Source organism: Okeania sp. SIO3B5, assembly GCF_010692555.1.
Lineage (GTDB): Bacteria > Cyanobacteriota > Cyanobacteriia > Cyanobacteriales > Microcoleaceae > Okeania.
The window spans coordinates 1-26,904 of sequence record NZ_JAAHHG010000094.1 but is presented as its reverse complement, the minus strand read 5'-3'; the positions used below and the strand labels follow the sequence as shown (position 1 = coordinate 26,904).

Annotated in this window: 18 protein-coding genes and 1 tRNA gene; 9 read left to right on the top strand and 10 right to left on the bottom strand. The window is 35.4% G+C overall.

The annotated features are described in order from the left end of the window. A partial coding sequence (locus F6K54_RS15110) for an FAD-dependent oxidoreductase (protein ID WP_293078818.1) occupies window positions 1-922 on the bottom strand: 922 nt, incomplete at its 3' end. A 607-nt stretch (window positions 923-1,529) separates the two neighbouring features. Between F6K54_RS15110 and F6K54_RS15105 the strand changes: the two genes are divergently transcribed. Then, on the top strand, window positions 1,530-3,308 hold the full coding sequence (locus tag F6K54_RS15105; protein ID WP_293078820.1) for an N-acetylmuramoyl-L-alanine amidase: 1,779 nt from the start codon (window positions 1,530-1,532) through the stop codon (window positions 3,306-3,308). Between the two features lie 1,005 nt (window positions 3,309-4,313). Here F6K54_RS15105 and F6K54_RS15100 read toward each other — a convergent pair. Continuing rightward, window positions 4,314-5,135: an inositol monophosphatase family protein gene (locus F6K54_RS15100; RefSeq protein ID WP_293078816.1), complete on the bottom strand. Its 822-nt coding sequence runs from the start codon at window positions 5,133-5,135 to the stop codon at window positions 4,314-4,316. A 218-nt stretch (window positions 5,136-5,353) separates the two neighbouring features. Between F6K54_RS15100 and F6K54_RS15095 the strand changes: the two genes are divergently transcribed. Then, a complete protein-coding gene (locus F6K54_RS15095) occupies window positions 5,354-5,479 on the top strand; it encodes a hypothetical protein (RefSeq protein WP_293078814.1) in 126 nt (41 codons plus the stop codon). 508 nt (window positions 5,480-5,987) lie between these two features. Here the strand turns inward: F6K54_RS15095 and F6K54_RS15090 are convergent. Both F6K54_RS15090 and F6K54_RS15085 read right to left on the bottom strand, forming a co-directional pair. After that, window positions 5,988-6,200 carry a hypothetical protein gene (locus tag F6K54_RS15090; RefSeq protein ID WP_293078813.1) on the bottom strand — a complete coding sequence of 71 codons (213 nt, stop codon included), beginning with the start codon at window positions 6,198-6,200 and terminating at the stop codon, window positions 5,988-5,990. Between the two features lie 1,022 nt (window positions 6,201-7,222). After that, window positions 7,223-9,457, bottom strand: a complete 2,235-nt coding sequence (locus tag F6K54_RS15085; RefSeq protein WP_293078811.1) for an FdhF/YdeP family oxidoreductase — start codon at window positions 9,455-9,457, stop codon at window positions 7,223-7,225. Window positions 9,458-10,572: 1,115 nt separating this feature from the next. On the opposite strand from F6K54_RS15085, the gene F6K54_RS15080 reads away from it, so the two are divergent. Then, window positions 10,573-11,919, top strand: coding sequence for a diguanylate cyclase domain-containing protein (locus F6K54_RS15080; RefSeq protein ID WP_293078809.1), 1,347 nt, complete (start codon window positions 10,573-10,575; stop codon window positions 11,917-11,919). Between the two features lie 247 nt (window positions 11,920-12,166). Next, complete coding sequence (gene fdhD, locus F6K54_RS15075) at window positions 12,167-13,006, top strand: formate dehydrogenase accessory sulfurtransferase FdhD (protein WP_293078807.1); 840 nt, start codon at window positions 12,167-12,169, stop codon at window positions 13,004-13,006. Between the two features lie 654 nt (window positions 13,007-13,660). Here fdhD and F6K54_RS15070 read toward each other — a convergent pair. The 3 genes from F6K54_RS15070 to F6K54_RS15060 all read right to left on the bottom strand — a co-directional run bounded on the left by F6K54_RS15070 (window position 13,661) and on the right by F6K54_RS15060 (window position 18,525). Continuing rightward, the gene (locus tag F6K54_RS15070; RefSeq protein WP_293078805.1) at window positions 13,661-14,953 is read right to left on the bottom strand and encodes a DNA/RNA non-specific endonuclease; all 1,293 of its coding nucleotides are present in this window, start codon (window positions 14,951-14,953) and stop codon (window positions 13,661-13,663) included. 332 nt (window positions 14,954-15,285) lie between these two features. After that, window positions 15,286-15,555: a hypothetical protein gene (locus F6K54_RS15065; protein WP_293078803.1), complete on the bottom strand. Its 270-nt coding sequence runs from the start codon at window positions 15,553-15,555 to the stop codon at window positions 15,286-15,288. 1,551 nt (window positions 15,556-17,106) lie between these two features. After that, a complete protein-coding gene (locus F6K54_RS15060; RefSeq protein WP_293078801.1) occupies window positions 17,107-18,525 on the bottom strand; it encodes a BCD family MFS transporter in 1,419 nt (472 codons plus the stop codon). Window positions 18,526-19,133: 608 nt separating this feature from the next. On the opposite strand from F6K54_RS15060, the gene F6K54_RS15055 reads away from it, so the two are divergent. Next, a complete protein-coding gene (locus tag F6K54_RS15055; RefSeq protein WP_293078799.1) occupies window positions 19,134-20,078 on the top strand; it encodes an aldo/keto reductase in 945 nt (314 codons plus the stop codon). Between the two features lie 1,037 nt (window positions 20,079-21,115). Here F6K54_RS15055 and F6K54_RS15050 read toward each other — a convergent pair. Then, window positions 21,116-21,188, bottom strand: a tRNA-Ile gene (locus F6K54_RS15050). Window positions 21,189-21,379: 191 nt separating this feature from the next. On the opposite strand from F6K54_RS15050, the gene F6K54_RS15045 reads away from it, so the two are divergent. The 3 genes from F6K54_RS15045 to F6K54_RS15035 all read left to right on the top strand — a co-directional run bounded on the left by F6K54_RS15045 (window position 21,380) and on the right by F6K54_RS15035 (window position 23,974). Then, complete coding sequence (locus F6K54_RS15045; RefSeq protein ID WP_293078797.1) at window positions 21,380-22,048, top strand: hypothetical protein; 669 nt, start codon at window positions 21,380-21,382, stop codon at window positions 22,046-22,048. A 172-nt stretch (window positions 22,049-22,220) separates the two neighbouring features. Next, complete coding sequence (locus F6K54_RS15040) at window positions 22,221-22,457, top strand: hypothetical protein (RefSeq protein WP_293078795.1); 237 nt, start codon at window positions 22,221-22,223, stop codon at window positions 22,455-22,457. Continuing rightward, a complete protein-coding gene (locus tag F6K54_RS15035) occupies window positions 22,448-23,974 on the top strand; it encodes a hemolysin family protein (RefSeq protein ID WP_293078794.1) in 1,527 nt (508 codons plus the stop codon). The genes F6K54_RS15040 and F6K54_RS15035 overlap by 10 nt, the downstream gene beginning before the upstream one ends. 595 nt (window positions 23,975-24,569) lie before the next feature. On the opposite strand, the gene queF is transcribed toward F6K54_RS15035, so the two are convergent. Continuing rightward, window positions 24,570-24,989 (bottom strand): preQ(1) synthase, encoded by a 420-nt coding sequence (gene queF, locus F6K54_RS15030; protein WP_293078792.1) that lies wholly within the window; start codon window positions 24,987-24,989, stop codon window positions 24,570-24,572. Window positions 24,990-25,380: 391 nt separating this feature from the next. Between queF and F6K54_RS15025 the strand changes: the two genes are divergently transcribed. Beyond that, window positions 25,381-25,971: a hypothetical protein gene (locus tag F6K54_RS15025; RefSeq protein WP_293078791.1), complete on the top strand. Its 591-nt coding sequence runs from the start codon at window positions 25,381-25,383 to the stop codon at window positions 25,969-25,971. Window positions 25,972-26,129: 158 nt separating this feature from the next. On the opposite strand, the gene speD is transcribed toward F6K54_RS15025, so the two are convergent. Next, window positions 26,130-26,552 carry an adenosylmethionine decarboxylase gene (speD, locus tag F6K54_RS15020; protein ID WP_293078789.1) on the bottom strand — a complete coding sequence of 141 codons (423 nt, stop codon included), beginning with the start codon at window positions 26,550-26,552 and terminating at the stop codon, window positions 26,130-26,132. Between the last annotated feature and the right edge of the window lie 352 nt (window positions 26,553-26,904).

Sequence of the window (26,904 nt, the reverse complement as noted above, 5' to 3'; positions counted from 1 at the left end):
GTTCTGAATTGGGTTCTCTCACAAACGTACTCATGGTTTTGGTACGCAATTCTGGCGGACACCAATCAATCCCAACTTTGATGAGTGATGTTTCGGGAGTATGACAAGGAAATCCGTAGTAGAGTCCACCATCGTTACTATCTGGCTTTTCTTGCTGAAAACAAAACCATTGTGGAAACCGATCTCGTAAAGTCTCTTCCACCCGATAGTGTCCCCATAACATCGGCCAAATTTCTAAATTGAGGGGAGTTGTAAATGAGCTGAGTAAATCATTAGTCCAAGCTCCAGCAGTCAAAACAACTTGATTGGCTAAAAATGTATTTCCTGATCGTGTTTTGATTTCAACTGAATCGGAACTAATGACGTTCAGACTAACAGTTTCTTCTCCAGTGCGAATAGATACACCATTAGTTTCGGCTTGAGATCGAAATAGCTCAATAGCTTGTGCAGACCAAACCATACCCGCAGTGCTTTCAAACAAACCGACAAAATCAGGTTTCGGTCGCATTGGCCAACGTTCTTGGAGTTGTTCAGCATTTAAGGCTTCAAATGGAATCCCTTTCTTTTCCATCACCCGACGAGCGCCTGGAATGCTACCTTCTATTGTTTCTTCATCCCAAGCTTCGCCGTAGAAGAGCAAGCCATTTTGTCTCAGTAATTGACAATCATGTTGAGTTTCAAGGGTTTTCCACTCTTTCAAGCTTTCCTCTTGCAATTCTGACAGATATTCATTAGAATACATCCGGCGATACATCCGTTCATCGCCATAGGAACTGTTGTTGGGATTGGGGATAGAGTCTTTCTCTAACAATATAATTTGTAGATTTTGTTTCTGGCTGAGGTAATAAGCTGTTGCCAGACCTGCAATACCACCACCAATAATAACTACATCTGCATTGAAATATGCTGTTGTTTCTACCATTAAGTTTCTACCTAAATTCTGATGTGCGGTAGTATAGCGCTGTGCGCAGGCAACAGGCAACAGGCAACAGGCAACAGGGGGAATAAATTGCCGAGAATAATAAGACTTTTAGCTATTTGGCCTCTCCTGCAATTTGTAAATATACCAGCGCTCATTACTATATTATAAATTATACGATAGGGTATCGCCATATCTTTTTACTCGATATTCATATTACCAGCTATTTATGGTAGTGCAGAGCGCAAAACCGTATTGAATTATGACCACTATGATTTTATCCTGACTCCTGACTCCTGGTTTTTATAGAACCCATTGGCTTTGTTGCATGAAAGTGCTAGAAGCATTATAAAACAAGGATTTGTCAATAAATATTATTAATGCAAAAGTATTGTACTGAAAGGATTCCAGGATATTCGTGCAACAAAGCCGAACCCATTAAAAAAAAGAAAACAGTAATATGGCAAATTTCAATCCACTGCTAATAGCTACAAAACAAGCAACAAATTCCAAGGTAGTTAGGAAAATTATAGGCTTATCCACCCTGGAATTAATAATATTTTTAGGAGTAATAACTACCATTTCTCCCGATGCAATGTCACATGATGCAATGTCACAAAATAATGAAGATAATAATCAACAACTTCAAGAGGAATCAGAGTCAACAAAAAAATCTCTATTTATTGCCTATCCTTCCGCAAACCACAAAACTACTTCAGACAGAATTTTTTTAATTGGTACAGCTTCTCCAGAAGCAGAGGTTACTGTTAATGGAAAACCAATTAATGAGCGTAGTAAATCAGGTCATTTTGCCCCTAGTTTTCCATTACAAATGGGGGCAAATATATTTACTGTGCGCCATCAAGACGAAGAAAAAATAATTACGGTAACACGCAATTCAAATCAACCACCTTTACCAGTGGGAATAGCTTTTGGTCAAAATTCTTTGACTCCAGCAAAAGATATTTCTAGAATGCCTGGAGAATTAATTTGTTTTCAGGCGATCGCTCCTCCAAATGCTAATGTTTCTGTGTTATTAGCTGAACAAACTATTCCCTTACTTTCCCAGTCTCAAGTAGTAAATTTACCAGGAAATTTAGCAGTATTAACAGGAGACAATCAACCAATTCCTTCTGCGGGAGAATATTATCAAGGTTGTGCTAAAGCAGAAAAATCAGGAGATTTAGGTCAACCTGAATTTAGACTGAGTGTGAGTGGCCAAACTGTTACTCAAAAAGCACCGGGGAAAGTGACTATTCTTTCTCCCACTACATTTGAGGTGGCGGAGGTAACAGTAGAAGAAGGTGTGGCCAGGACTGGGCCAAGTACCACTTATTCTCGTTTGACGCCTCTACCAAAAGGCACAAAAGCTTTAATTACAGGGAAGGAGGGAGACTATTTACGCCTTGACTATGGTGGGTGGATAAAAGCTGATGAGACTAGGATATTTACAGATGCTGCTCCACCACGTTCGGTAATTCGGAGTGCTATTGCTCGTCAAGTTCAAGGTGCAACAGAAATTAGATTTCCTTTGCAAGTACCGGTGCCAGTTACAGTCGAACAAGGGGATGGTTATTTAACTTTAATTCTGCATAATACGACGGCTCAAACTGATACTATTCGTTTAGATGATGACCCTTTAATTGAGCGATTAGACTGGCAACCTATCTTGACTTCAACAGTGGAAAATGAGCAGGGAGTTAGGTATAAATTTTATTTAAAAACAGACCAACAATGGGGTTATAAATTAGAATATGTTGGTACAACTTTGCGATTAACTTTGCGACATCCTCCGGCAGTAAATAGTGGGATTAATTCTATTAATAAACCTCTGACTGGAATGAAAATTTTGATTGATGCTGGACATGGTAGTGAGAATGATTTAGGTGCAAGAGGTCCCACTGGTTATCCGGAAAAAAATGTGACATTAATTGTGTCGAAGTTATTACAGGATGAGTTAATTGCACGGGGTGCTTCAGTATATATGACACGAAAAGCAGAAGAGGATTTATATCCTAAAGACCGTGTGGAAATGATTAATCAACAAGTTCCAGATTTAGCACTTTCGGTTCATTATAATGCTTTACCTGATTATGGCGATGCGCTAAAAACTCAGGGAATTGGTACTTTTTGGTATCATTCTCAAGCTCATAGTTTGGCAGTATTTTTACATAATTATTTAGTGGAAAAATTAGACCGACCTTCTTATGGGGTATTTTGGAATAATTTAGCTTTAGCTCGTCCGACAATAGCTCCTTCTGTATTGTTGGAGTTAGGGTTTATGATTAATCCTTATGAGTTTGAATGGATTATGAATTCTCAAGAACAAAAGAAGTTAGCAAAAGCATTAGCAGATGGAATTGTTGAGTGGGTAAAAAGTGTTGATTGAAGAAGGAGTCAGGAGACAGGAGACAGGAGTCAGGAGTTAGGGGTTAGGAATCAGTAGAGGATGTTAAACTTTAAACGTTTAGTATTGCTATAAATTTTACCGATAAATTGTGGTTTAAAGCCTCCCCTTTTAAGGGGAAAAAAGGAAAAATTTTTCCTTTGAGTTAATCCTCTTCTTTTGAAGGAAAGGTAATTATTAATTATTAATTGTTGAATATTTCCTTTGAAGAAGTAGTCAGAAGTCATAATCAAGTAACATTAATTAACCGCAATGTAGGAACGTTGCATGCAACGTCTCTACCAGGTTGAGCAAAGATTGTTTATTACAGTTATTTAATGAGACATGATATTAGGAGTCAATAGAGGATACTCAATCTTTAAACGTTTAGTATTGCTATAAATTTTACCGAAAAATTGTGGGTATGCGCCTCCCCTTTTAAGGGGATAATAAAGAAAAATTTTCATTATTAGTCAATCCTCTTCTTTCAAGGAGAGGTAATTATTCATTATTCATTATTCATTATTAATTGTTGAATATTCCCTATTCCATATCAGTCTAATTTGGATCTATGTGCAGTTAAACGGATTTAATATAATTGCTAACATGGAGTATTTTGGCATGATTTAGCATTAATCTGTTCAACGATTTTTCCTTCTATATTATCGGAATGAGGGTCGATTATTAATGACAGCAAATTTCAGGAAATGTGAGGTACAGTTTTAGACTAATTTATAATTTTTATTCATTTTTTATTCCCTGTTAATAGTTCCCTAAAAACATAAAATTTTGTACCTTATAAACCTTTTTCCGGCAGTTATGCAACCGTAATGGTATTGATTGAACTTGGCACAAATTACCTAATGATGTCAGCTATTATTACCTCAGTTTCAATCAAAAGAAAGAGGATGTATTTCGGTTTCTTTCCTAATCACAGTTTTTTCCACTCCCTTACTCCCCTACTCCCCCACTCCCCCACTCCCTTACTCCCCTACTCCCTCTTCCTTCTTACTTCTTCCTTAAAGGTTGTACTAAAGGCAAAAAATATGACACTAATTGTTGATTTCCAACAACCAAAGTAGGAAAGGGATGACTGGAATAATCTTTGCCAATTTTTAAAGGAAAAATATCTGTAGATTCTAATGGTATCCACACTGCACCTGCAGCTTTTGCTATTACCCAAGCTCCTGCAATATCCCAAATTCTAGGTGTAGCTTCAACTCCTGCAATAGATGCACCACAAGCAACAAGTAAAAAGTTATAACTTGCTATGCCTAACATTCTAATTTTTGTGGGAATTTGAGGTAAAATTTTGGTACTTCGAGAACAAAGATTAAATAAATGATTACTATTAATTTTGTCTTGATTTGGTTGAATTGGTTGATGATTTAAAAATGCTCTGGTGATAGGTGGATTAGATAAATAAGTCTGATTTTCTTGATAATAAAAACCATAGTAAGATTGATGTAATGGAGGCAAATGTATATAGCCAAATATGGGAATACCTTGATACAATAATGCTATAGAAGTTGCCCAAATTGGTATGCCTTGAGCAAAGTTTGTTGTAGCATCTAAGGGGTCAATAATCCAACACCATTCATTACTAGGAAATATCTGTTGAGTTTCTTCTGTTAAGATTCCATGAGTGGGAAAAGTACGAGCGATCGCTTCTCTAATTTCTCTATCTGCCCATTTATCGGATTTAGTAATTAAACTACCGTCAGCTTTTTCATCTGCTGTAACATTTCCGAAGTCTTTTAATAGTTGATTTCCTACTCGAAAAGTTGTTGTTTCTGCGAAGTTTAAAACTTGATTCCAGAATTCTGTCATTTGAACTTTTTTATCCCACTAGATTGTTGTTTGAAAGTTGATTGAAAGAAGATTAATTAGTCAGTCAACTTAAATTGTTGCTTGAATTTTTAACTTTGAGTTTTTAGATTTTAATTTTAATATTTTCTAGATAATTCCCAAGCAATAATGCCTAGAGGTTCACTATCAATACTTTCAATATTTTATAATGATAGAGAGCATTATTAAAAATAAAATTTATGAATCATCGAAAATGGGTTTCTCTATACTTTATTATTTTGGCAGTTATGGGGGTAAGTTGTATATTACCTGCTAATGCCCAAACATTTGACCGAAAAATTGTGGTCCAAAGCCTCCCCTTTTAAGGGGATAAAAAAAAGAATATTCCTTATGTCAAACCTCCTTATAGCAGAGCTACTAATAACTAATAACTGATAACTGATAACTGATAACTGATAACTGAAATGACCTTGTTCGCCAGAGGTAAAAAGAACAGCTAAAAATACTTGTAGATTCGGTCCTCAATATGGAATTATTTACCGCAATGTTGATAATAGTTATTTTGCTATTGAAGGAACGGGTGGAGGTATTGGAGGTGCGGCTTATCAATATGGTTTTCCTGTAGAAACTTCTTTAATTTGGGGAGGTTTATATTCAGTTTGGTGAAGGTATTGGTGGGGTGAAAAAACCATTCTTTGGAGGAGTCAGGAGTCAGGAGTCAGGAGTCAGGAGGGAACAAAGAAGGAAGAGGAGAATAAAGTTTTTTATCACGCTCTTAAAAGGATATGATATAACTCTATTTAACAGGAAAGTTTCTATAGAAATTTATTCTCAAATTAACAATTAATCACTAAATCAAAAAAGGTATTAAATCTATCCATTCTGAATTATGGATTCTGAATTATGGATTCTAAGAAATACCCTAGCTATTTGTAGCAAACATTTATCAAATTGGTCTAATAACACATTTCCTTCCGACCAATGTACTTGTAAATTACCTGGTTTTATCGGAGCTAAATAAACTCTTCTTTGAAACTCACCCAAATCATTTTGCAACAGTACCTTATCCCCATCTTTTAAACTCAAATTTACCAAATAATTAAGGTTGAAAGCCTTTCTTTTAAAGTAGAAACAAGAAAAAAAATCCTTTGAGTCAATCCTCTTCTTTTCAAGGAGAGGTAATAATTAGGGTTTGCTGAAAAAGTCTTATGGGTGAGGGTAGGAGTCAGGAGACAGGAGACAGGAGACAGGAGACAGGAGGAGTAAGGAATTTAGAGGAGGCAGGAGGAAGAATTATCCCAAGATTGTTCTGCCTCGCGTCAACCCAAAATCCGCTCCTTTTTGAGCTTTAAGGAGCAAAAACCTTGTACTTTTTCAAGAGCTAAAACGGCTAAAACCTTTATCTGTCAATGCTTTAAAATTTAATCAGCAAACCCTAATTAATAATTATTAATTGTTGAATGAATATCTCCAAAACTGTAAGCATTCAGCCGTCAGCTATCAGCTATGAGTTATGAACTTAACTATTACACTGAAGAGGCAATTAGTCTCCAAAGAAAATTAAAACTTATGTTTGCGTAGCATTCCGCAGGAAATAAAAAGGTCATTAGCTAACTTTAGTAAGTTATTAGGTTCAAAAGCTGAGAGCTGATAGCTGATAGCTGAATGCTTACAAAACTTCAACCTAATCTAACTTTTCTAAACAGACCAAAGCATTATAATCAGGCACACCTTCAATAGAACGTTTACCCTTATCTAATAACACATTTCCTTCCGGCCAATGTACTTTTCAGCAATTAATAATTAATAATTAATAATTAATAATTACCATCTAACTTTTCTAAACAAACCAAAGCATTATAATCAGGCACACCTTCAGCAGAACGTTTACCCTTATCTAATAACACATTTCCTTCCGGCCAATGTACTTTTCAGCAATTAATAATTAATAATTAATAATTAATAATTAATAATTACCATCTAACTTTTCTAAACAGACCAAAGCATTATAATCAGGCACACCTTCAATAGAACGTTTACCCTTATCTAATAATACATTTCCTTCCGGCCAATGTACTTTTCAGCAATTAATAATTAATAATTAATAATTAATAATTACCATCTAACTTTTCTAAACAGACCAAAGCATTATAATCAGGCACACCTTCAATAGAACGTTTACCCTTATCTAATAATACATTTCCTTCCGGCCAATGTACTTGTAAATTACCTGGTTTCATCGGAGCTAAATACACTCTTCCTTGAAACTCACCTAAATCATTTTTCAACAGCACCTTATCCCCATCTTTTAAACTCAAATTTTCCGCATCAATAGGATTAATTAAAACTGCCTCTCGCATAGCTCCAGTAATAGCATCCTTCTTTGACTGAACCATACTATTAAATTGTTTGCCCCTACGAGTTGCCACTAAAAAATATCCCTCTTTTAACTCTTCTTGAGGTAGAGAAAGTATTGAAAAATTAGCTTTACTATCCGGTGTGGGAAAATTCCAACCAAAACATAAATGAGAACCACCATATTGAAAATTATCTCCTGGTTCTTTTAAATGTTGAATTCCCGAATATTGCGGAATTACTAAAGCAATTTCCTGACGAATTTCTGAAGTATTTTCAAACTCTAATTGATTTGCTAAATCAGGACGTACTAACTTTGCTAAATCCATAAAAACTTCCCATTCCGGGCGAGCTTCTCCAATTCTCTGTCCGGGAATTTCCGGGCTAAAAATCACCCTTCTTTCTGTAGTTGTTTCTGTTACTCCTCCCGGAATTTCATAACGAGTCGTCGCAGGCAACAATATTACCGTTTCTCCCGGTTCAACCAACATTTGATTAGAACAGACAATATCCTGATGTATTCGCAAAGGCAATCTTTTTATAGCAGCTTCTACATAATCTGGATCTGGCAAAACTTCTAAAAAATTTCCCCCTACAGAAAACAAAACATCTAACTTTCCTTCCGCAGCATTATCAATCATTTCCGAAGCAATTAAACCAGGAGAATTAGGCACAGAAAAACCCCAAAAATTACTCATAACTTCCGCATTTTCTTCATTAATCTTTCTCCCTCCAGGAAACACCGTAGAATAGCATCCCATTTCTGCTCCACCTTGCACCCCAGAATGTCCCCGAATTGGCATTAAACCACAGCCTTCTCTACCTACAAAACCTTTAGTTAAAGCTAAATTAATAATAGCTCTGACATTATCCTCCCCACACTCATGTTGAGTAATACCCATACTCCAAACAAATACTGCTTTTTCTGCTGCTTTTACCATTTTTGCAAAGGCATACATTTCATTGCGGGTGCTTCCAGAAAAGCGTTCTAACTCTTCCCAAGATTGAGCATCTAATGAAGCTTTTAATTCTTCAAATTGATTCGTATAATTATCGATAAAAAATTTATCTATCCAATCATTAGCAATTAGATGTTTAACAGTGCCATTCAGGAAAGCCAAATCGCCATTAACATTAACTAAAAAGAAATCTTCGGCAAACTTAGTACCAAATAAAGCACTTTCAGGAATAGACGGTACCCAATAACGTTCCATTCCTGGTTCCCGGTAAGTGTTAATAACTACAATTTTTGTACCTGCTTTTTTTGCCCAGTGTAAATATTTAACAGTAACAGGTTGATTATTTGCTACGTTAGAACCGATAAATACTAACAAATCTGTACCTATCCAGTCTTTGTAGGAACAAGTAGTAGCAGCAGCACCAATAGTAGTTTTGAGCGCTCCGGTACTAGGGGAATGACAAATGCGGGCCGCATTATCGATGTTATTAGTGCCCATAGCCCGTGCAGCTTTTTGGGCCACATAATAAGTTTCATTCACAGTGCCACGACTGGTAAGGTAGAAACCCAGGCGTTCTGGATGAGTATTTTTGAGGCGATCGCTAATTACTTCTAAAGCTTCATCCCAACTAATTCGCCGAAACCCTTTGTCCCCTTTGTCGCGACGCATGGGGTAAGGCAGTCGTCCCATTTCTCGCAATTCTGCACTACTTTTATTTTGTAGTTGAGAAACATCTGTCAGTATTTCTGGGTTAAAAGCGGCCATGGTATTAAGGCGTAATAGTCGCAGGCGGACATTACATAAATGAAAGCCATCGAGAGTCCAGTCTTTCATCCCAGTGGTACCGAGGGAACACCCGTCACAGACTCCTTTATTGAGAATTTCCCAAGCGTAGGGGAGTTGATCGAGATTTTCAATTGTTGCGCGTATTAATTCCCAGTAGTTATTGGGGTATTGTTCGCCAATACCGAAGGGTTTCCAACTTGCCCAAATTTCCGGGTTCCAGATTTTATTTGGCTTGGGTAACATAATTTATTTAGCTCATATAAAAATTTTTATTGCACAATAATTATCAGGCAAATTTTTAGGGTTATGTGATTTTTGAAGAGAAATTAATCTCATCTTAATATTGTTATCAATAGACATTTCCATAAAACAGGGAACAGGGAATTAACGAAGTCAGAAGTCAGATAGGGGAGCCGTCGGTAGGGCAATTTACATAAGTTATTTTTTTCAATAATTAAGAATTAAGAATGCGCGAATTTAGAATTACCTCTTCTTATAAATAAGAGGATTGGATCAAAGGATTTTTTTCTTTTTTCTCCATGAATGGAGAGGCTTTATACCTGAATTTTTCGGTAATACCATTTCTCTGTAACAATGCGCTTAATAATTCTTACCAAAACCTGAATTTTACTAATAGCCGTTATCTTTTATTAAGCGCAACTTCATGGAGAAATGCTATAACAGGGATTTGAGGAACTATCCAAAAATATTTCGCCTTAAAAGGCGGGGTTTTATACCAAATTATTTTGATAAAAACACGACAAAAAAATAGGAAAAATGTTTGATTTTTATAATTTATGGAATTTATAATTTTTTATTGTAGGAATAAATCACAAATTAAAGATGAAACTACCTATGCATGAATTTGCTATAATAGCAGGGAAACCGAATAATTAATAATTAATAATTAATAATTAATAATTAATAATTAAATAATTCGCGCCTTGAAGCCTCCCCTTTTAAGGGAAAAAAAGCGGTGGATATTCAGAGCTTCCCGAAGGGTGGGATGGATGGGTTTCCTAACCATATCCATGAGACCAAGAGAAGAAATAATATTTCCTTATATTCAATTCCGTAACGGTTTTAACCAGAGGTAATTATCAATTAATGAATATTCTCCTAACCAACTATTTCTTTGCTATAGTGTTTTCAAATGAGATTTAAATATAGATTGAGGTTTTTTCTAATAAAAAAAACGCTGTTTTTATTCCATTACATCCTTGTATTTATTACTATTTAATGCTGTTTATCCCCTTGACTATTCCCTATTCCCTATTCCCTATTCCCTTTTTCATAGCACTTTATTTCCACATTCCAGATAAAAAAACTATATATTTGAATTGATTAATATCACATAAATGATAACAGCCATAAGATGGAAATTATTAAAGCTTTGCAAACGACTGTATCAACTGCTCTATATGCGTGTGGTTATCATTCTTGTAACTTTACTCTGTTTGGCTTTTAGTATAGCTTTAGTAGGAACCTACTACCTCTCGATTAATTTAGTAGATTCTCAAGCAATGCACTATGCAAAAGTAGCTGTCAAAACCTTGAATGAAGCTAGAATACTGTACAGCAAAAATGTTGTTGATCAGATCAAGTCAATAGATGATATCCTGGTCATACCTGAATACCATACTGTAAAAGGAGGTATTCCTAATCCTGCTACCTATACTATCGAACTTGGGGAACGCCTCAGTGATGAATCAGAGGGTATGTTGTTTAGACTTTACAGCGAGTATCCATTTCCTAATCGACAACTCACAGGAGGACCTCAAGATAAGTTTGAGTGGGATGCACTGACTTACCTGAAAGAGCATCCAAAAGCTTCCTTTTATCGGAAAGAGCAATTTGGCGATCGCCTCTCGTTTCGCTATACAGAAGCTGTCCTCATGGAGCCAAGTTGTGTAGCTTGTCATAATACACTGCGAAGTAGTCCTAGAAAAGACTGGAAAGTTGGACAAGTGCGTGGCGTTGTAGAAATTACTCAACCTGTTGATAATGTTATACTCATAGCTGAAGATGGATTAAAAGTAATTTATACTGTCTTGATGACTATTATTGCTCTAGCAATTTCAGGTTTAATTTTAGTTATTGGACGCTTTCGTACAATTAATCAAGAGCTAGAACAGAAAGTTTTGGAAAGAACAGCAGCTCTCAATCATTTAGCTGCCATTGATGGGTTGACTCAACTGATCAATAGGCGTCAGTTTAATATACTTCTTCAGCAAGAGTGGCGACGAATGCAACAACAACAACGACCCTTATCGTTGATTCTTTGTGATGTTGATTATTTCAAGAAATACAATGATACCTACGGCCATGTAGCAGGAGATAATTGCCTTCGTGCTGTTGCTCAAGTTTTGGATAGTAGTGTTAAGCGTTCTGGAGAATTTGCTGCGAGGTATGGTGGGGAAGAGTTTGCAATTGTTTTACCAGGAGTAAATTGTTTTGAAGCAAGCAGAGTCGCAACTATGATTATGGATGGTATTCATTCTCTGAAGATACCTCACAAAACCTCTTTGAATAACTCCTATGTCACCCTAAGTATGGGAATTGCAAGTACTATTCCTCACAATCAAAGTTATCCTGAACAATTGATTAAGTGTGCAGATAGAGGATTATACCAAGCTAAAGAAGAAGGACGGGATCGGTTTATTATTTGGAGTCAACAACCCAGCGCTAATTCTCAAGGAATATAGCGTGGGCTTTTTTAAGCTCTAGTTGACCAGACTCAGGAGTAATATCATGTCCGGTTGAACAGTTATAAATAAACACTCAGAATTCAGAATTCAGAATTCAGAATTCAGGAGGGAAGAAAGAAGAAAAGAAGGAGAAAGCTTTTTATCACTAATTATCCGGACATGATATAAAATCTCCTACGTTTTTATGGAGTAAAAAGTCTCCAAAAGATTGAAAAATGGTGCAGGAAAAAATAAAAGTGAATGTATGAACAATTATCCTCGTAGCAAAATTCAAGCACAAATTTTAGTAGTAGAAAATCAAATTTCTTTCACTCGTTACGACCAATTAGTAACAGAAGAACCTTTAGAAATTCGTCTGACTTTTCCGAAACAAACTATAGCAGTTACTATGCGGACTCCAGGAAATGATTTTGATTTAGCAGCAGGATTTCTCTATAGTGAAGGAATTATCAAAAATCGTGAAGATATTGAAAAAATTAGTTATTGTGTAGACCCAGAAATTGATGGGGGGCAACTCCAAAATATTGTTAATGTCACTCTTAAGTCTGAATTAAAACCAAACTTAAAAACCTTAGAAAGACATTTTTTTTCCTCTAGTGCTTGTGGAATTTGTGGTAAAGCAAGTATAGAATCTCTGCAAATTAAAGGTTTTTCACCTATACCTTTAAAATCAGAAGTTCCGGCGGAAGTTATTTATAGTTTGCCTGAGAAATTAAGCAATGCTCAAAGGGTGTTTAAATCTACTGGTGGTTTACACGCTGCTGCTTTATTTGATACTCAAGGAGAATTGTTGAAATTGCGAGAAGATGTTGGTAGACACAATGCTTTAGATAAGTTGATAGGGTCGGAATTTTTAGCAGGTATATTACCCTTAAATAATCATATTGTTATGGTCAGTGGGCGGTCGAGTTTTGAGATTATACAAAAATGTATAACTGCAGGTGTGCCGATAGTTTGTGCTGTTTCTGCACCTAGTAGTCTAGCTGTAGAAATAGCTAGGGAATTTAATATTACTTTGGTTGGATTTTTGCGAGGGAAAAAATTTAATATTTATTCTGGTGTGGAAAGAATTAGGGTTTGCTGAATAAAGTCTTTTTGCTGAGGTAGGAGCTAAGTTTTGTCTCTCAATTTTTCTGCCATAATCATCCCAAAATACTAGCTTTTTGAAATTTTTCCATTCCAAAGCTGGTACTTTTTTCAATTCTAATATAATGTCCGGTAGCATCGGTATTGTATAGAGAAGGTAAGGAAGAAGGAAGAAGGAAGAAGGAAGAAGCTTTAAGAGAAGGAAAAACCTTATATGGCGCTAGATATTTCCCCAACTTTATACACAAACGATACCAACGGACATGATATAAAATGCTAAAACCAATATCAGTAATACCAATTTAATAAATGTTTGTTACAAATGGTAGAAGTAAGAAAGAAGGAAGAGGGAAGAAGGAAGAAGGGATAAATATTTAAAAAAATGGAAAAACAATATAAATAACTATCTAAAATTAACTAGACTAGCTATTTTTAAGCATATCCGATCAAGGTCTACCTTTTTGTAGCATTCTTTTTTAAAATTGGTATAAATACTTTCAGATTTATTCAGCAAGCCCGAATTATTAATTATTAATTATTAAATAATTCTGGTTTAAAGTCTCCCCTTTTAAGGGGAAAACAAAAGAAATAATATCTCCTTATATTCAATCAAGAGCGGTTTTAACCAGAGGTAATTATCAATTATCCATTATCAATTATCAATTAATGAAGATTTGTTTTTTCTTTGATAGGAAAATACGATTGGCATACCCTCTACACTAGCTTGTTTTTGACTATAATGAACTCGATCAATGCGCAAACCTCTTTCGCTTCCTTCCATTGGTTGATAAAGAGCAATCGTACTTCCTTTATTAGAAAGTGCCAACGGATTTAAAGGTTTAATTTGCCTCGCTTCTCCCGGTTTTAGTATCCGTTGCTCTCCTGCCAAAACTGTATCCAACTGAAGAGGAATCCGCTTCATATCTGATAGTGTCCAGCCTGTTAAATCAATTTCATCTGGGGACAGATTGATAACAGAAACCCATTCATTTTGACGTTCGTCTCCTTTTGGGTTCACCATCGCAGCAGCAATATAAACTGGTAATTCTTCACCGATATCTTGTCGTTTTGTCTCGGGAGAAATCATTTCTTCTGGTTCATCTACAGGGATATACTCCGGAAAACTATCTATATTTAATTTCTCTTTTGCTTCTTCATTTTCATTAAACAGGAGAGGATTTTTTTCATAGATTTTGTCATCAAAAAATAATCCTGTTAACTCTTCAATCTCTGATACCGTGACTTGATAGCGTTGAAAGTCAAAAAGCTCTTTTCCTCGTTTATCTGCCATAGCATCTGCATCTTGACACATGATAAATGCTCGCACATCTAATTCCTGTGTTTGTCCGTTAATGAAACATACAATTTTGAAGAATCCAGAAGGGACTACCGCAGGTTGACGACTAGAAGGAGTAACTGTTCTACCAAAATCGCCGTAAATGGGACCAGTAAATTCTGTGATTAAACCGTTCTGATCAAGAGTCAAATCCTTAACCCAATTCTCTAAAGCTAGCCATTCATCTTGATTGAAATTCTCATGTTGCAATGCAGCATTGGTAAAGAAAAAAGTTGCATCAGAAGCTCTTCTTGCCTCCTGTTTGGAATTGCCCCAAGCAGCGCTTGCTCTTCTCGCTAAATGTCCTCTATCCCAATAGTTGTTAGCATAATAATCGTTGTCTAATTGGTACTCAAAACCTACACGAGTATCAATATCCCATCCACGCTTCCGTTGCACTTTTTTGAGCAGATTTTGGTCAATATTGAGAGCCGTTACGAGTGGCGAACGTCGCACGCGATTCATAATGACAGTGAAGTTAATATAATCTACATATATATCGTCTCGCAGTTCTGGTTTTCTCAAAACGTTACCAACTAGACTTGGGGAAAAACTAGGCATTGGTAACGGAAAGTCTGTACCTAAGAATTCAGGGTTATAACCAACCATTTGTATTATTCCTTTTTTCACTCTATAAATTGATTATATCAAGTTGCGAGGCTAGAGAAGCTTTAATAAATCAGACATATCTAGATTATAGTTAATCACAATTACTTGAGTAATTTTCATCGGTCAATTTATTTGTAATAACTAACAAGTAAGAAGTAGGGAGTAAGAAAATAAAAGATGATAGGGATAATGAAAATTTGCCACTCTTGTTAATTAAACTCCAATCTAATTTATCCCTAGATTCCTGTATTTTTACTTCTTGTTCAAAACTGAACTTTTACCACCTATCCCCAAATAATTTATTCACCTACCACCTCATACCTAGATTATGGTTAATCAAGATTACTTGAAGAATTTTCATCGGTCAATTTATCTGTAAGAAGTAGGGAGTAAGAAGTAGGGAGTAAGAAAATAAAAGATGATAGGGATAATGAAAATTTGCCACTCTTGTTAATCAAACTCCAACCTAATTTCTCTCCAGAATCCTGTATTTTGACTTCTTGTTCAAAACTGAGTTTTTGCCACCTATCCCCAAATAATTTATTCACCTGCAAGCTAACATCTAGATTATGGTTAATCACAATTACTTGAGTAATTTTCATCGGTCAATTTATCTGCAAGAAGTAGGGAGTAAGAAGTAGGGAGTAAGAAAATAAAAGATGATAGGGATAATGAAAATTTGCCACTCTTGTTAATCAAACTCCAATCTAATTTCTCTCCAGAATCCTGTATTTTGACTTCTTGTTCAAAACTGAACTTTTACCACCTATCTCCAAATAATTTATTCACCTACCACCTCATACCTAGATTATGGTTAATCAAGATTACTTGAAGAATTTTCATCGGTCAATTTATCTGTAAGAAGTAGGGAGTAAGAAAATAAAAGATGATAGGGATAATGAAAATTTGCCACTCTTGTTAATCAAACTCCAATCTAATTTCTCTCCAGAATCCTGTATTTTGACTTCTTGTTCAAAACTGAGCTTTTACCACCTATCTCCAAATAATTTATTCACCTACCATCTCATACCTAGATTATGGTTAATCAAGATTACTTGAAGAATTTTCATCGGTCAATTTATCTGTAAGAAGTAGGGAGTAAGAAAATAAAAGATGATAGGGATAATGAAAATTTGCCACTCTTGTTAATCAAACTCCAATCTAATTTCTCTCCAGAATCCTGTATTTTGACTTCTTGTTCAAAACTGAGCTTTTGTCAGCCATCTCCAAATAATTTATTCACCTACCATCTCATACCTAGATTATGGTTAATCAAGATTACTTGAAGAATTTTCATCGGTCAATTTATCTGTAAGAAGTAACAAGTAAGAGGGTGCATCTCATATTTGCAAAAATACTTTTTTCCTATATATTCCCTGTTCCCTGTTCCCAGATCCGGTGTTCCCTGTTCCCTAAAAGCGATAAATTTTTGGCTTTATTCACGCATTGAGATGCACCCAATTTGCCACTCTTGTTCATCAAACCCAAATCTAATTTCTCCCCAGACTCCTGTGTTTTGACTTCTTGTTCAAAACTGAGCTTTTGTCAGCCATCTCCAAATAATTTATTCACCTACCATCTCATACCTAGATTATGGTTAATCAGGATTAGTTGAATAATTTTTATCCCTCAATTTATCCCCAATAACTAATAAGTAAGAAGTAAGCAGGAAAAATATGATAGGGATACTAAAAAATTGCTACTTTTCTCCATCAAACCCAAACCTAATTTTTCTCCAGAATCCTGTATACTGAATTCTTCTTCAAAACTTAGTTTTTACCGAATAATTAAGGTTTAAAGCCTCTCCTTTAAAGGAGAAAAGCAGTCGAGGGATGGCTAGGTCTCGACCAAGAGAAAAGAAAAAATTTTCCCTACCGCGTCAATCCTCTTCTTTTCAACGAGAGGTAATTATTAATTAGGGCTTGCTGATTAAATTTAAAAGTCTTTTATATAAAGGTAAGTGCCTTTTTAAGTATCAAAAAGTGCGAGTTTCTAAGTGGTAATGGTTCAAAATTTTAGGATTTTGGTCAAGATTTTGACAGAACAATCTTGGGACAATTATTACTCCTACGTCCTCACTCCCGACCCTTTTATCCTGTCTTCTACTCCTAACTAAAATACTTTTTCAGCAAACCCTAATTATTAATTATTAATTAATCTAATTCTCCTTCTAAAATAGTAGCGATCGCTTGTTTCGAATTATCTTGAAATTCTCGTACATTGACTCTATTTAACAGAAAAATTGACAGTATCATTCCTATTCCTGCCATGAGAAAAACTAAGCCATAAGCAAGCATTGGAATATTAAATAAAAGCCTACCTAAATCTAAAGACGCACCACCAATAACTGTAGATAATCCTCTTGCCATTGCTTGAGCTAATCCCCAGGCACCGATAAAAGTTCCTGCTGTTTCTGCCACAGTTAAATCTAACATTAAACTTAGAGAAGCAGTAGTAGTTAAACCAGCAGCTAAACCATATAAAAATAAAGCCCCCTTAAATAAAGAAGGGTTGCCAGTAAACCCAGACATAACTATTAAGATAAAACTAATAGTTGTAGCTACACATCCCACTTTTAGAGAATTTTTCTTACCCAATCTTGGTACTACTAAAAATCCCGTTGTACCTAATCCGATTAAAGTTCCCATACCCGATACAGCATTCAATCTTGTAGTTTCAGAAATTGGCATCGAAAATATTTCTCCACCATAGGGTTCTAAAACTGCATCCTGCATAAATAAACTAATAATTAGTACAAATACAAATGTAAAAAATAAACCTGTTTGACGACTAGCTCTTAAAACTTTTAAAGTTGTTCCTAGAGTAACTTTATCTTCCCGATTAGCAATAGTTGAACGAGTGCGATAACGAGAGTGTTTTTGTTCAACTCCCACTGTGGAAATAAAAGCAAGAATTAACACAATTGCCGGCACCTTAATAAACAAACTATTAACAGATGCCTTAACAGTTTCTAATTGTGCCCCCACACCAACCTGCTTCAGTAAAACACTACTGGTAATTGCTCCAATAATAATTCCTACCATCAACATCGACCAAACTATACCAACAACTTTAGAACGATTATCTTCATCAGAAATATCTACCAATAATGCAGCAAAAGGTGTAGAACTTGCACTTAAAGCCAAACCATAAATTATAAACATTAAACCCAACATTCCGACCCAAAAAAATGTGGGATTCGTCCAACCATTCACTTCTAAACTATCACCAACCTGCCACATAACTTGTACAGCAATAAAAGCAGTTAAAGTAAACAAAACTGCCCCTATCCACATATAACCTGTACGGTGTTGACCAAACAAAGGTTTAACATCAGACATTTGACCAAACCAAACCCTTGCTGGTGCCATAAATTGATACAATGACAAAGTAAATGCTACGATTGTGGCAGGAATTGTTAATTCAGTAATCATCACTCGGTTCAAAACTCCGAGAGTTAAAACTGACATTGTTCCTAACCCCATTTGATATAAACCTAATCTAAAAAATAGAAAGTTTTCTTGGATTAATTTGATAAATTTGAGTGGACTGGAAGAATCTTTTATTGTCATAACTATATTATTATTAAGTATTAAATAAGAAGTAAATTCAGTTATAGCAGAGAACAGGAAACAGTGGCAAAAGGGGTGCATCTCAATTTTGAATAAAGCCAAAAATTTATCGCTTTTAGGCAACAGGCAACAGGGAATAGATAGGAAAAAAGTATTTTTGCAAATATGAGATGCACCCAGCAAAAGCTTTTCTCTATCTGAGGTTTATCATCAATCTATGTCTTAACCAACTCCTTCCTTACTATATCAGTTATAGCAATCTTATTTCAGTTACGGGTAAAAAATATTTGAATTTATATAGCAATTCTATTTTATTTGTGTATAAAAATCTTACCGCTTTTAGGGAACAGGGAACAGGGAACAGGGAACAGGGAACAGGTAAGAGTTTCAGTTTTTTTATCTACTTTTTGATTACCCGCAACTTATTTAGGATTGCTATAGAACAGGGAATAGGTGTAAAAGTTTCAGACTTTTTATATATCCTTAATATTTTTTACAAATGATTTATGATTGCTATAGCCTCCTTTTTCTGTACTTCCTATAATAAGGAGGTAAGAAGATACAGAATTTGAGGAACTGATAACTGATAACTGATAAATGAAATTACCATGGCAACAACTAATTTAGGTAAAACAGGAATAACTGTTAATCCCATTTGTATTGGCACTTGGGCATGGGGGGATAAATTGTTTTGGAATTATGGCAGTAATTATGGTGCTAATGAAGTAGAAGCTGCTTTTCAAACTTCCTTAGAAGCAGGGATAAATTTTTTTGACACTGCTGAAGTTTATGGCAATGGTTTGTCAGAAGAATTGCTGGGAAAATTCATGCAAAAAACTGAACAACCTGTGCAAATTGCTACTAAATATGGTCCTATACCTTGGAGATTTTTTCCTGAGTCTATTGCTGATGCTGTTACTGCTAGTTTGAAACGATTAATGTTGCCGAAAGTTACTCTTTATCAAATACATTGGCCGTTTACTTTTTTTATGAGTCAGGAAACTTTATTAAATGCTTTGGCTGATGAAGTAAAACAGGGTAGAGTTGAAGCGGTTGGTGTTAGTAATTATTCGGCTGAAGAGATGTGTCAAGCTCATGCAATTCTGGAAAAACGAGGGGTAATTTTAGCAACTAATCAGGTGAGATATTCTCTACTTTCTCGACAAATTGAAGCTAAAGGAATTTTGGATACAGCTAGAGAGTTAGGGGTGACAATTTTAGCTTATAGTCCTTTGGCTCAAGGTTTATTAACTGGCAAATATACTTTGGAAAAACCGCCGACTGGCGCTCGTCAATTTGATTCTCGTTTCCAGAAAAAGGGTTTGGAAAAAATTGCTCCTGTGATGTCTTTGTTAAAACAAATTGGTGAAAAATATGACAAAACTCTGGCTCAGGTTGCTCTGAATTGGTTGGTTTTTCAAGATGGTGTGATTCCTATTGCTGGTTGTAAAAATTCTGAACAAGTTCGACAAAATATAGGGGCTATTGGTTGGGAGATGAATCAAGAGGAATTTAATCAGTTGGAAGAAGTTACTCGTCCTTGGTTAAATTAAGGAATAGGGGGAAGATGGAAGCTTTTAAATTTTGCTTTTGTCTTTCCTATAACTACAACGTTGGAGTTAATTTAGTTATTTATTAGTTGAGGAGAGGTGGCGATCGCTCCTTTTTATTTATCTAAAACTCTCTTTTTTTTGCGTTGAATAAAAAGTCATGAGTATGGGCGAACAACCACCACTATGTTTATACTATCACGTTTTTTTACCGAATTTGATTTATCTTTGCTCTCTATATTTCTCGAAGCTTCACAAAATGAGCAAACTGAAAATTACTACTCTGGGCGATCGCTATTATTTATCTAAAACCATCTTTTTTTGTGTTGAATAAAAAGTCATGAGTATGGGCGAACAACCACCACTATATTTATACTATCACGTTTTTTTACCGAATTTGATTTATCTTTGCTCTCTATATTTCTCGAAGCTTCACAAAATGAGCAAACTGAAAATTACTACTCTGAGCGATCGCTATTATTTATCTAAAACTCTCTTTTTTTTGCGTTGAATAAAAAGTCATGAGTATGGGCGAACAACCCCTATTATATTTATACTATCACAGTTTTTTACCGAATTTGATTTATCTTCCTCTCTATATTTCTCGAAGCTTCACAAAATGAACAAACTGAAAATTACTACTCTGAGCGATCGCTATTATTTATCTAAAACTGTCTTTTTTTTTGTTGAATAAAAAGTCATGAGTATGGGCGAACAACCCCTACTATATTTATACTATCACAGTTTTTTACCGAATTTGATTTATCTTCCTCTCTAGATTTTTTGAGCTTCACAAAATGAAAATTTTGGTGATTTGAAGTTGTGGGATAGCAGAGATGGGAAAATCGGGAATTTTTCAGACATATTATAGGACTTACGCAGAATACCAGACCATACATCATTTTTAGGGTTTAACGGCCGTTAACCCCTACTATATTTTAGTGGTTATGGGTAAGTCCTGAAATTTACTAGAAAATGCTAAAATCTTTAACCAGCAAAGACTTTAGTATATTTGGATAAATTAATTTAATTTATTTGTATGCGCCCTGCTGGAATCGAACCAGCCTTAAAGCGAATTATGAGCTCGCTGCCTCCCCAATCGGCCAAAGGCGCTTATTTCCAAGTTTACCTCTATTATATAGTTAAATTAAACCATCTTAAGGTTTTCTCAGATTAGTTAATCTACTATAGCATAGTTTCTTGAGTTAAAATTAAAATTTTGGACATAAATGTCTCTAAATTTATACATAAGATATAGTATATCATAACAGAAAACAATATTATGCCTAAAAAATAAAAAAACTATGAATTCTAGTATTGTGCTAACTCTGAGCTTACTAACCCTAATGTTTGGTGCAGGTTTGAGTAGTGCCTCTTGGGGATTTCAACTAGGCAGAGAAGCTTTAAAAGGAATTACTCAACCAGATACTCGTCCCACTAATAATTTAGCAGGTGCTAGAAACAATTCAAATCGCCAAGAAAAATTGGTCTTTTTAGAAGAGGAAAAGGTTATTGCCCGTGTGAAAAATATCATCAGAAATGGTGGAGTAATTGAAGAGACAACTACTAAAAAAGATTCTCAGAAAAAACAAGCCAAGGCAAAATCTGCTGAAGAAAATCAATCCCAACAAAGTTTTCCAATTGTTAGTAGTGATGCTGGAGTAGCTCTAGAAGTTAATGATGTTCGTCGATGGGGTAATTCTTTAGTTTTAGATGTCAATTTAAAAAATGAAGGAGACCGGTCTATAAGGTTTTTGTACAGTTTTTTGAATGTTACAGACGACCAGGGAAGGTCTCTCAGCGCAAGTACAGAAGATTTACCAGGAGAATTACCACCAAATGGCAGAAGATATTATGGTATTATTACGATTCCAGTTGCCTTATTAGATAATGCTAAAGAACTTTCTTTGGAATTGACAGATTATCCAGATCAAAAGCTAGATTTAAAGATGTCTAAAATCAAAATAAATTAAGTGGATTAGGTTTTTTTTAGTAGGTTGTTAGTTTAGATAAAAATATAAATAAGTTAATTGATTTATCGTTTTAAGAGAAAGCAAAATTAGTGAAGTTTGAAGTTTTAAGAGCAAAGAAATCTAATGAAGTTGCCCAAGATTTAATGGTATGTATAAATTGTAAGTATTCAACATGAAAATGTTCAGAGGTCTGATACCAATTCTCAAAAATAATGCTATACTTCCGATGCGACTTCAGTTATTAAATAATAATAATTATTCAGTAATGTTTGTAAGGATTATCGGCATTAATCCAAAATATCTTATGTCTTTGAACCATACTCCCTACTCCTTACTCCCTACTTTCTACCCCCAAGGAGATATAACAAAACTTTTGAGAAATGGTCTGAGGCAGAATCAATGGCAGTAAGTTTGGGACAGATGCCAAGCTTAGAAATACTGACATCGGCAGAGATAATGTCGCGACTTTTGTCAGTCTTTCTGCTAATTACCATCAATGCCTTTTTTGTGGTAGCAGAATTTTCTATAGTTTCTGTGCGTAGATCCCGCATTAATCAATTAGTAGATGCAGGTGATGTTCAAGCCAAAATTGTTCAAAAACTTCAAAAAAATATAGACAGACTACTCTCAACAACTCAGTTAGGTATTACTTTGTCTAGTTTAGCTTTGGGTTGGATAGGTGAAGGAACTATAGCCATGATTGTTAAAGCTGCAATAGTTGAACTACCACTTTCTACTCATGTTAGTCAAGCGATCGCTCACTCCCTAGCTATCCCAATTTTTACCTTTTTTATTTTGGCTTACCTGCAAATTGTACTAGGAGAATTATGCCCAAAGTCAGTAGCACTATTGTATTCAGAAAAGTTATCGAGATTATTAGGTCCTTTGAGTCTAGCTATATCTCGCTTCTTTAATCCATTTATTTGGGTCTTAAATCAATCTACTCGTTGGTTGTTACGACTAATAGGAATTAAATACACTGGTAATGTCTGGAAAACACCAGTTACCCCTGAAGAATTACAATTAATTATTTCTACTTCTACTGAATCAACTGGTTTAGAAGCGGAAGAACGACAGTTACTTAGTAATGTCTTTGAATTTGGGGAGGTATCAGCTTTAGAAGTCATGGTTCCACGCACCAATATAGATGCTATTTCTAGTACGGCTACTTTTAAAAATTTGTTAGATGAAATTAAGGTATCTGGCCATTCTCGTTATCCTGTAATTGGTGAGTCTATAGATGATATTCAGGGCATTATAGATTTCAAAGAATTGGCCAAACCTTTAGCACAAGGTTTATTATCCCCACAGACCTTAATTAGTTCTTGGGTTCGCCCTGTAAGGTTTGTATCTGAACAAATGTATTTGAGCGAGTTATTATCATTGATGCAAAGGATGCGTCAAATTCCAAACAGTCGTCAGCATCCAGAAATGGTAATAGTGGTAGATGAATTTGGTGGTACTGCTGGATTAATTACGCGAGAGGATTTGATTGCTGAAATTATTGGTGGTAATAGCTATGAAGTAACTGGTAGTGAAGAATTTACTCTGCAAATGTTGGACGATCAAACTTTCATTGTACAGGCCCAGTTGAGTGTAGAAGAAGTTAATGAACTATTGAATTTGGATTTACCTCTAACTGAGAATTATCAAACTTTGGGAGGATTTTTGATTTATCAGTTACAAAAAATACCTACTATTGGAGAAAAGTTATGGTATGACCGTCTTGAATTTACTGTTATTTCTGCTGAAGGCCCACGTCTAGACCAAATTAAGATTACTCAATTGGAAGAGTTAGAAAATGAGCAAATTGTTAATGGGTTTTTGGAGTATGAAGAAGAAGAAAAAGTTAATCAAACTGTATCAGAGGAATTAATTGATAGTTCAGTTGTTCAAGGGGAAATTGACCCTCAAGATATGAACTAATATGAAAAATTCAAAAGTCAAAAGTCAAAAGTCAAAAGTTAGAAGAAAATTATAGTGGTCAATCAAAATTAACAATTCAGTAAGTATTTATACTTAATATTTAACTGAGAATTTGACTCCTGTTTTATCTAGTGACAATAAATAGGGCTTGCGCTCATAAAGCTAAAAGTCAGGATAGCTAAAGCTATTGAGCTTTTTGTATTCAGTTTATCTCTAAGTTTATGGCTCTTATTGACATCAATTTACTGAAATTTTCTGCTGAAATTCAAGAAAATTTCTTCACATCAAATGGCCGAAACTGTTGCTTGTTCGCCCACAAATCGACTTGTCCCCGCGTCTCCGTGTCCCCGTGTCCTACCCCCACCAACCAATTTTTTCAGCAGACCCTAAATAGACCCTGCCTCCTGGAAGGGTTTAGGGGTGGGTCCCCGCACTTCCCACTCTCCCACAGTTTGCTTTTTTCAGCAAACCCTTAATTAACAATTACCTCTCCTTGAAAAGAAGAGGATTGACTAATAATGAAAATTTTTTCTTGTTTCTCCTTTAAGGGTAATAAAGCTGATAGCTGATAGCTGACTGCTGAATGCTTACGATTCTATTTATAATGTTCAACTTCAATAGTAGTATGAACATTGCCTCTTGGAGAAAAATTAGCTTTTATTTTTACTTCTAAAGGGTCACAAGCTGCTACAAAATCATCTAAAATTTGATTCGCTGATTCTTCATGGGAAATATAGCGATCGCGATAACTGTTAATATACAATTTCAGAGCTTTCAATTCTACTACTCGTTCATTTGGAACATATTTTACGTCAATTGAGGCAAAATCTGGATAACCAGAAAAGGGGCATTTACAAGTAAATTCTGGTAAAGTAATATTAATCTCATAACGTCGTCCAACACGAGGATTAGGAAAAGTAATTAACTCTCCTTCTAATATATTTCGTTCTCCATATTTAGGTTCTTGTGTACTAAATTCTTGAGAAAGTTCATGGTTAGTTTCAGAATAATTCATAGATATTAATTAGGGTTTGCTGAAAAAGTCTTTTTGCTGGGGTAGGAGACAGGAGACAACCCACCCCTAACCCCTCCCAGGAGGGGAAGACAGGAGACAGAAGAAATGGGAATGAGCGAGGAGGTAGGAGTAAGAATTGTAAGAATGATTTTTCTGCCCAACTCTTACCTAAAATACTAACTTTCCTAAAAAGGCTAAAACCTTTATCTGTAAATGCTTTGATATTTAATCAGCAAGCCCTAATTAAATAATCAATAATATGGAGATGTCTATTTGTATAAGTGAATATTTTTCTTTGATAGTAATAGTAACTTGACGAATTTCTATTTTATTTGTCTAATTTCACTAATTATCCGCCATAATGATTGAAAAATATCATAATAGTAAAATAATGCAAAATATTAGCGCATCTAATCAGATGGGACATAATCCTGAAAATAACTACTCTCCATCTGTACCTATTTCTGTCTATAGAGAAGCTACTGCTGAACTACAAGCAACTCAAATTAAGCTAGAATCACTAAAAGTTCATAATGAGCAATTAATCCAGCAAAATCAAAAACTCAGAAGAGAATTTGAAAAAGTTATTCAGTCTGCGACACAGTTACAAGAAACTCTGAATTCTTCCCTGCTTGTAACTCAAGTAACTCAACCTCAAGTTTCTTCTTTTCCCAACTCTCAACTTAGAGTAGATACTTTTAGAGATAACTCTTTTAATTCTGATTTTGAGGTAGACTCTCCTGAACCATCATCTGCCTCACCTTCTCTACCATTCACCGAGTCTAAAAAAATAGACGATCCAGATTCTCCAGAGTATCTATTTACAGAAGAACCAGATAGAAGTCGCTACAGTAGAAATTTTAATTCCAAGCAAGTATCTGAACTGAATGGAATTTGGTTAATAATTACTATTTGTTTGATTGTAATTGCTGCATTTGGTGCTGGGTACTGGGTTGTACGCCCAATTTTAAATCAACGATAACGCTCCGCTTTGCTACTGCAATAACAAATCCTTATATCTAAGAAATTACATACTCCAATACATTATGATAACTTATAACCCCACGGCTTGCGTCGTGGGATTATTAATTTAAACCAAGCATATATGCACTTTAGTTGCAATTAATTTAGATTGGTTGTTCATCCTCTAGCTAAACTCGTTTGCGCCAAATTATTAACATTACAATCTTTTGTTAATGTATCTTGGACTCCCATCCCAGGGTCAAAACCACGCTTAATCTCAGTCAATTTTATTTGTTTAGCTTGGAGAGCGGTTTCTAGAATCTCTATAGCTTTATGGGGGTTTCCATGACCACAAAAGAATAAGTCAGCAGCAAAGTAACCTAACTCAGGCCATGTATGGATGGCAATATGAGACTCTGCCAGTGTTGCCGTCGCAGTTACTCCATGAGGACTAAACTGATGAACACATAAGTCTATGAGAGTTGCTCCTCCTGCTGTAATTGCATCAATTAAAGAGCGACGGATACGTTCAGGGTCGTTGAGCAGCTCCCCAGGGGACTGCCAGGCATCAACGACTAGATGGGTTCCCAATTGTTTCATTCTGCGCGGTTATACCTCCACCCGATTAAGGTCTCCAATTTTTTATTTTATCACAAAACAAAATTTTTGAATTTTTGAATTATGAGTTTCAGCACTGGTTAAAACCGGGTCCTTCCACATTTTATCTCAACGTTGCTTGAAGACCCGCGCTCTCCCGAAGGGGAGCATAGAGATGGGAAAACCAATCAATTTTGCGGTGCATGCCAATAGTGTGTTAAACTTAAAACTTGGCTGCTGGGCTAGCAGTGTCAGTCTGTGGAGCGCGCCTTTAGACCGAAAAGAGGCTTGACCTTGGAGGCTGGTGCATTGTTAGCGCAGCTCCTCTGCAAGAGGCAGCAGAAAGACCTAAGAG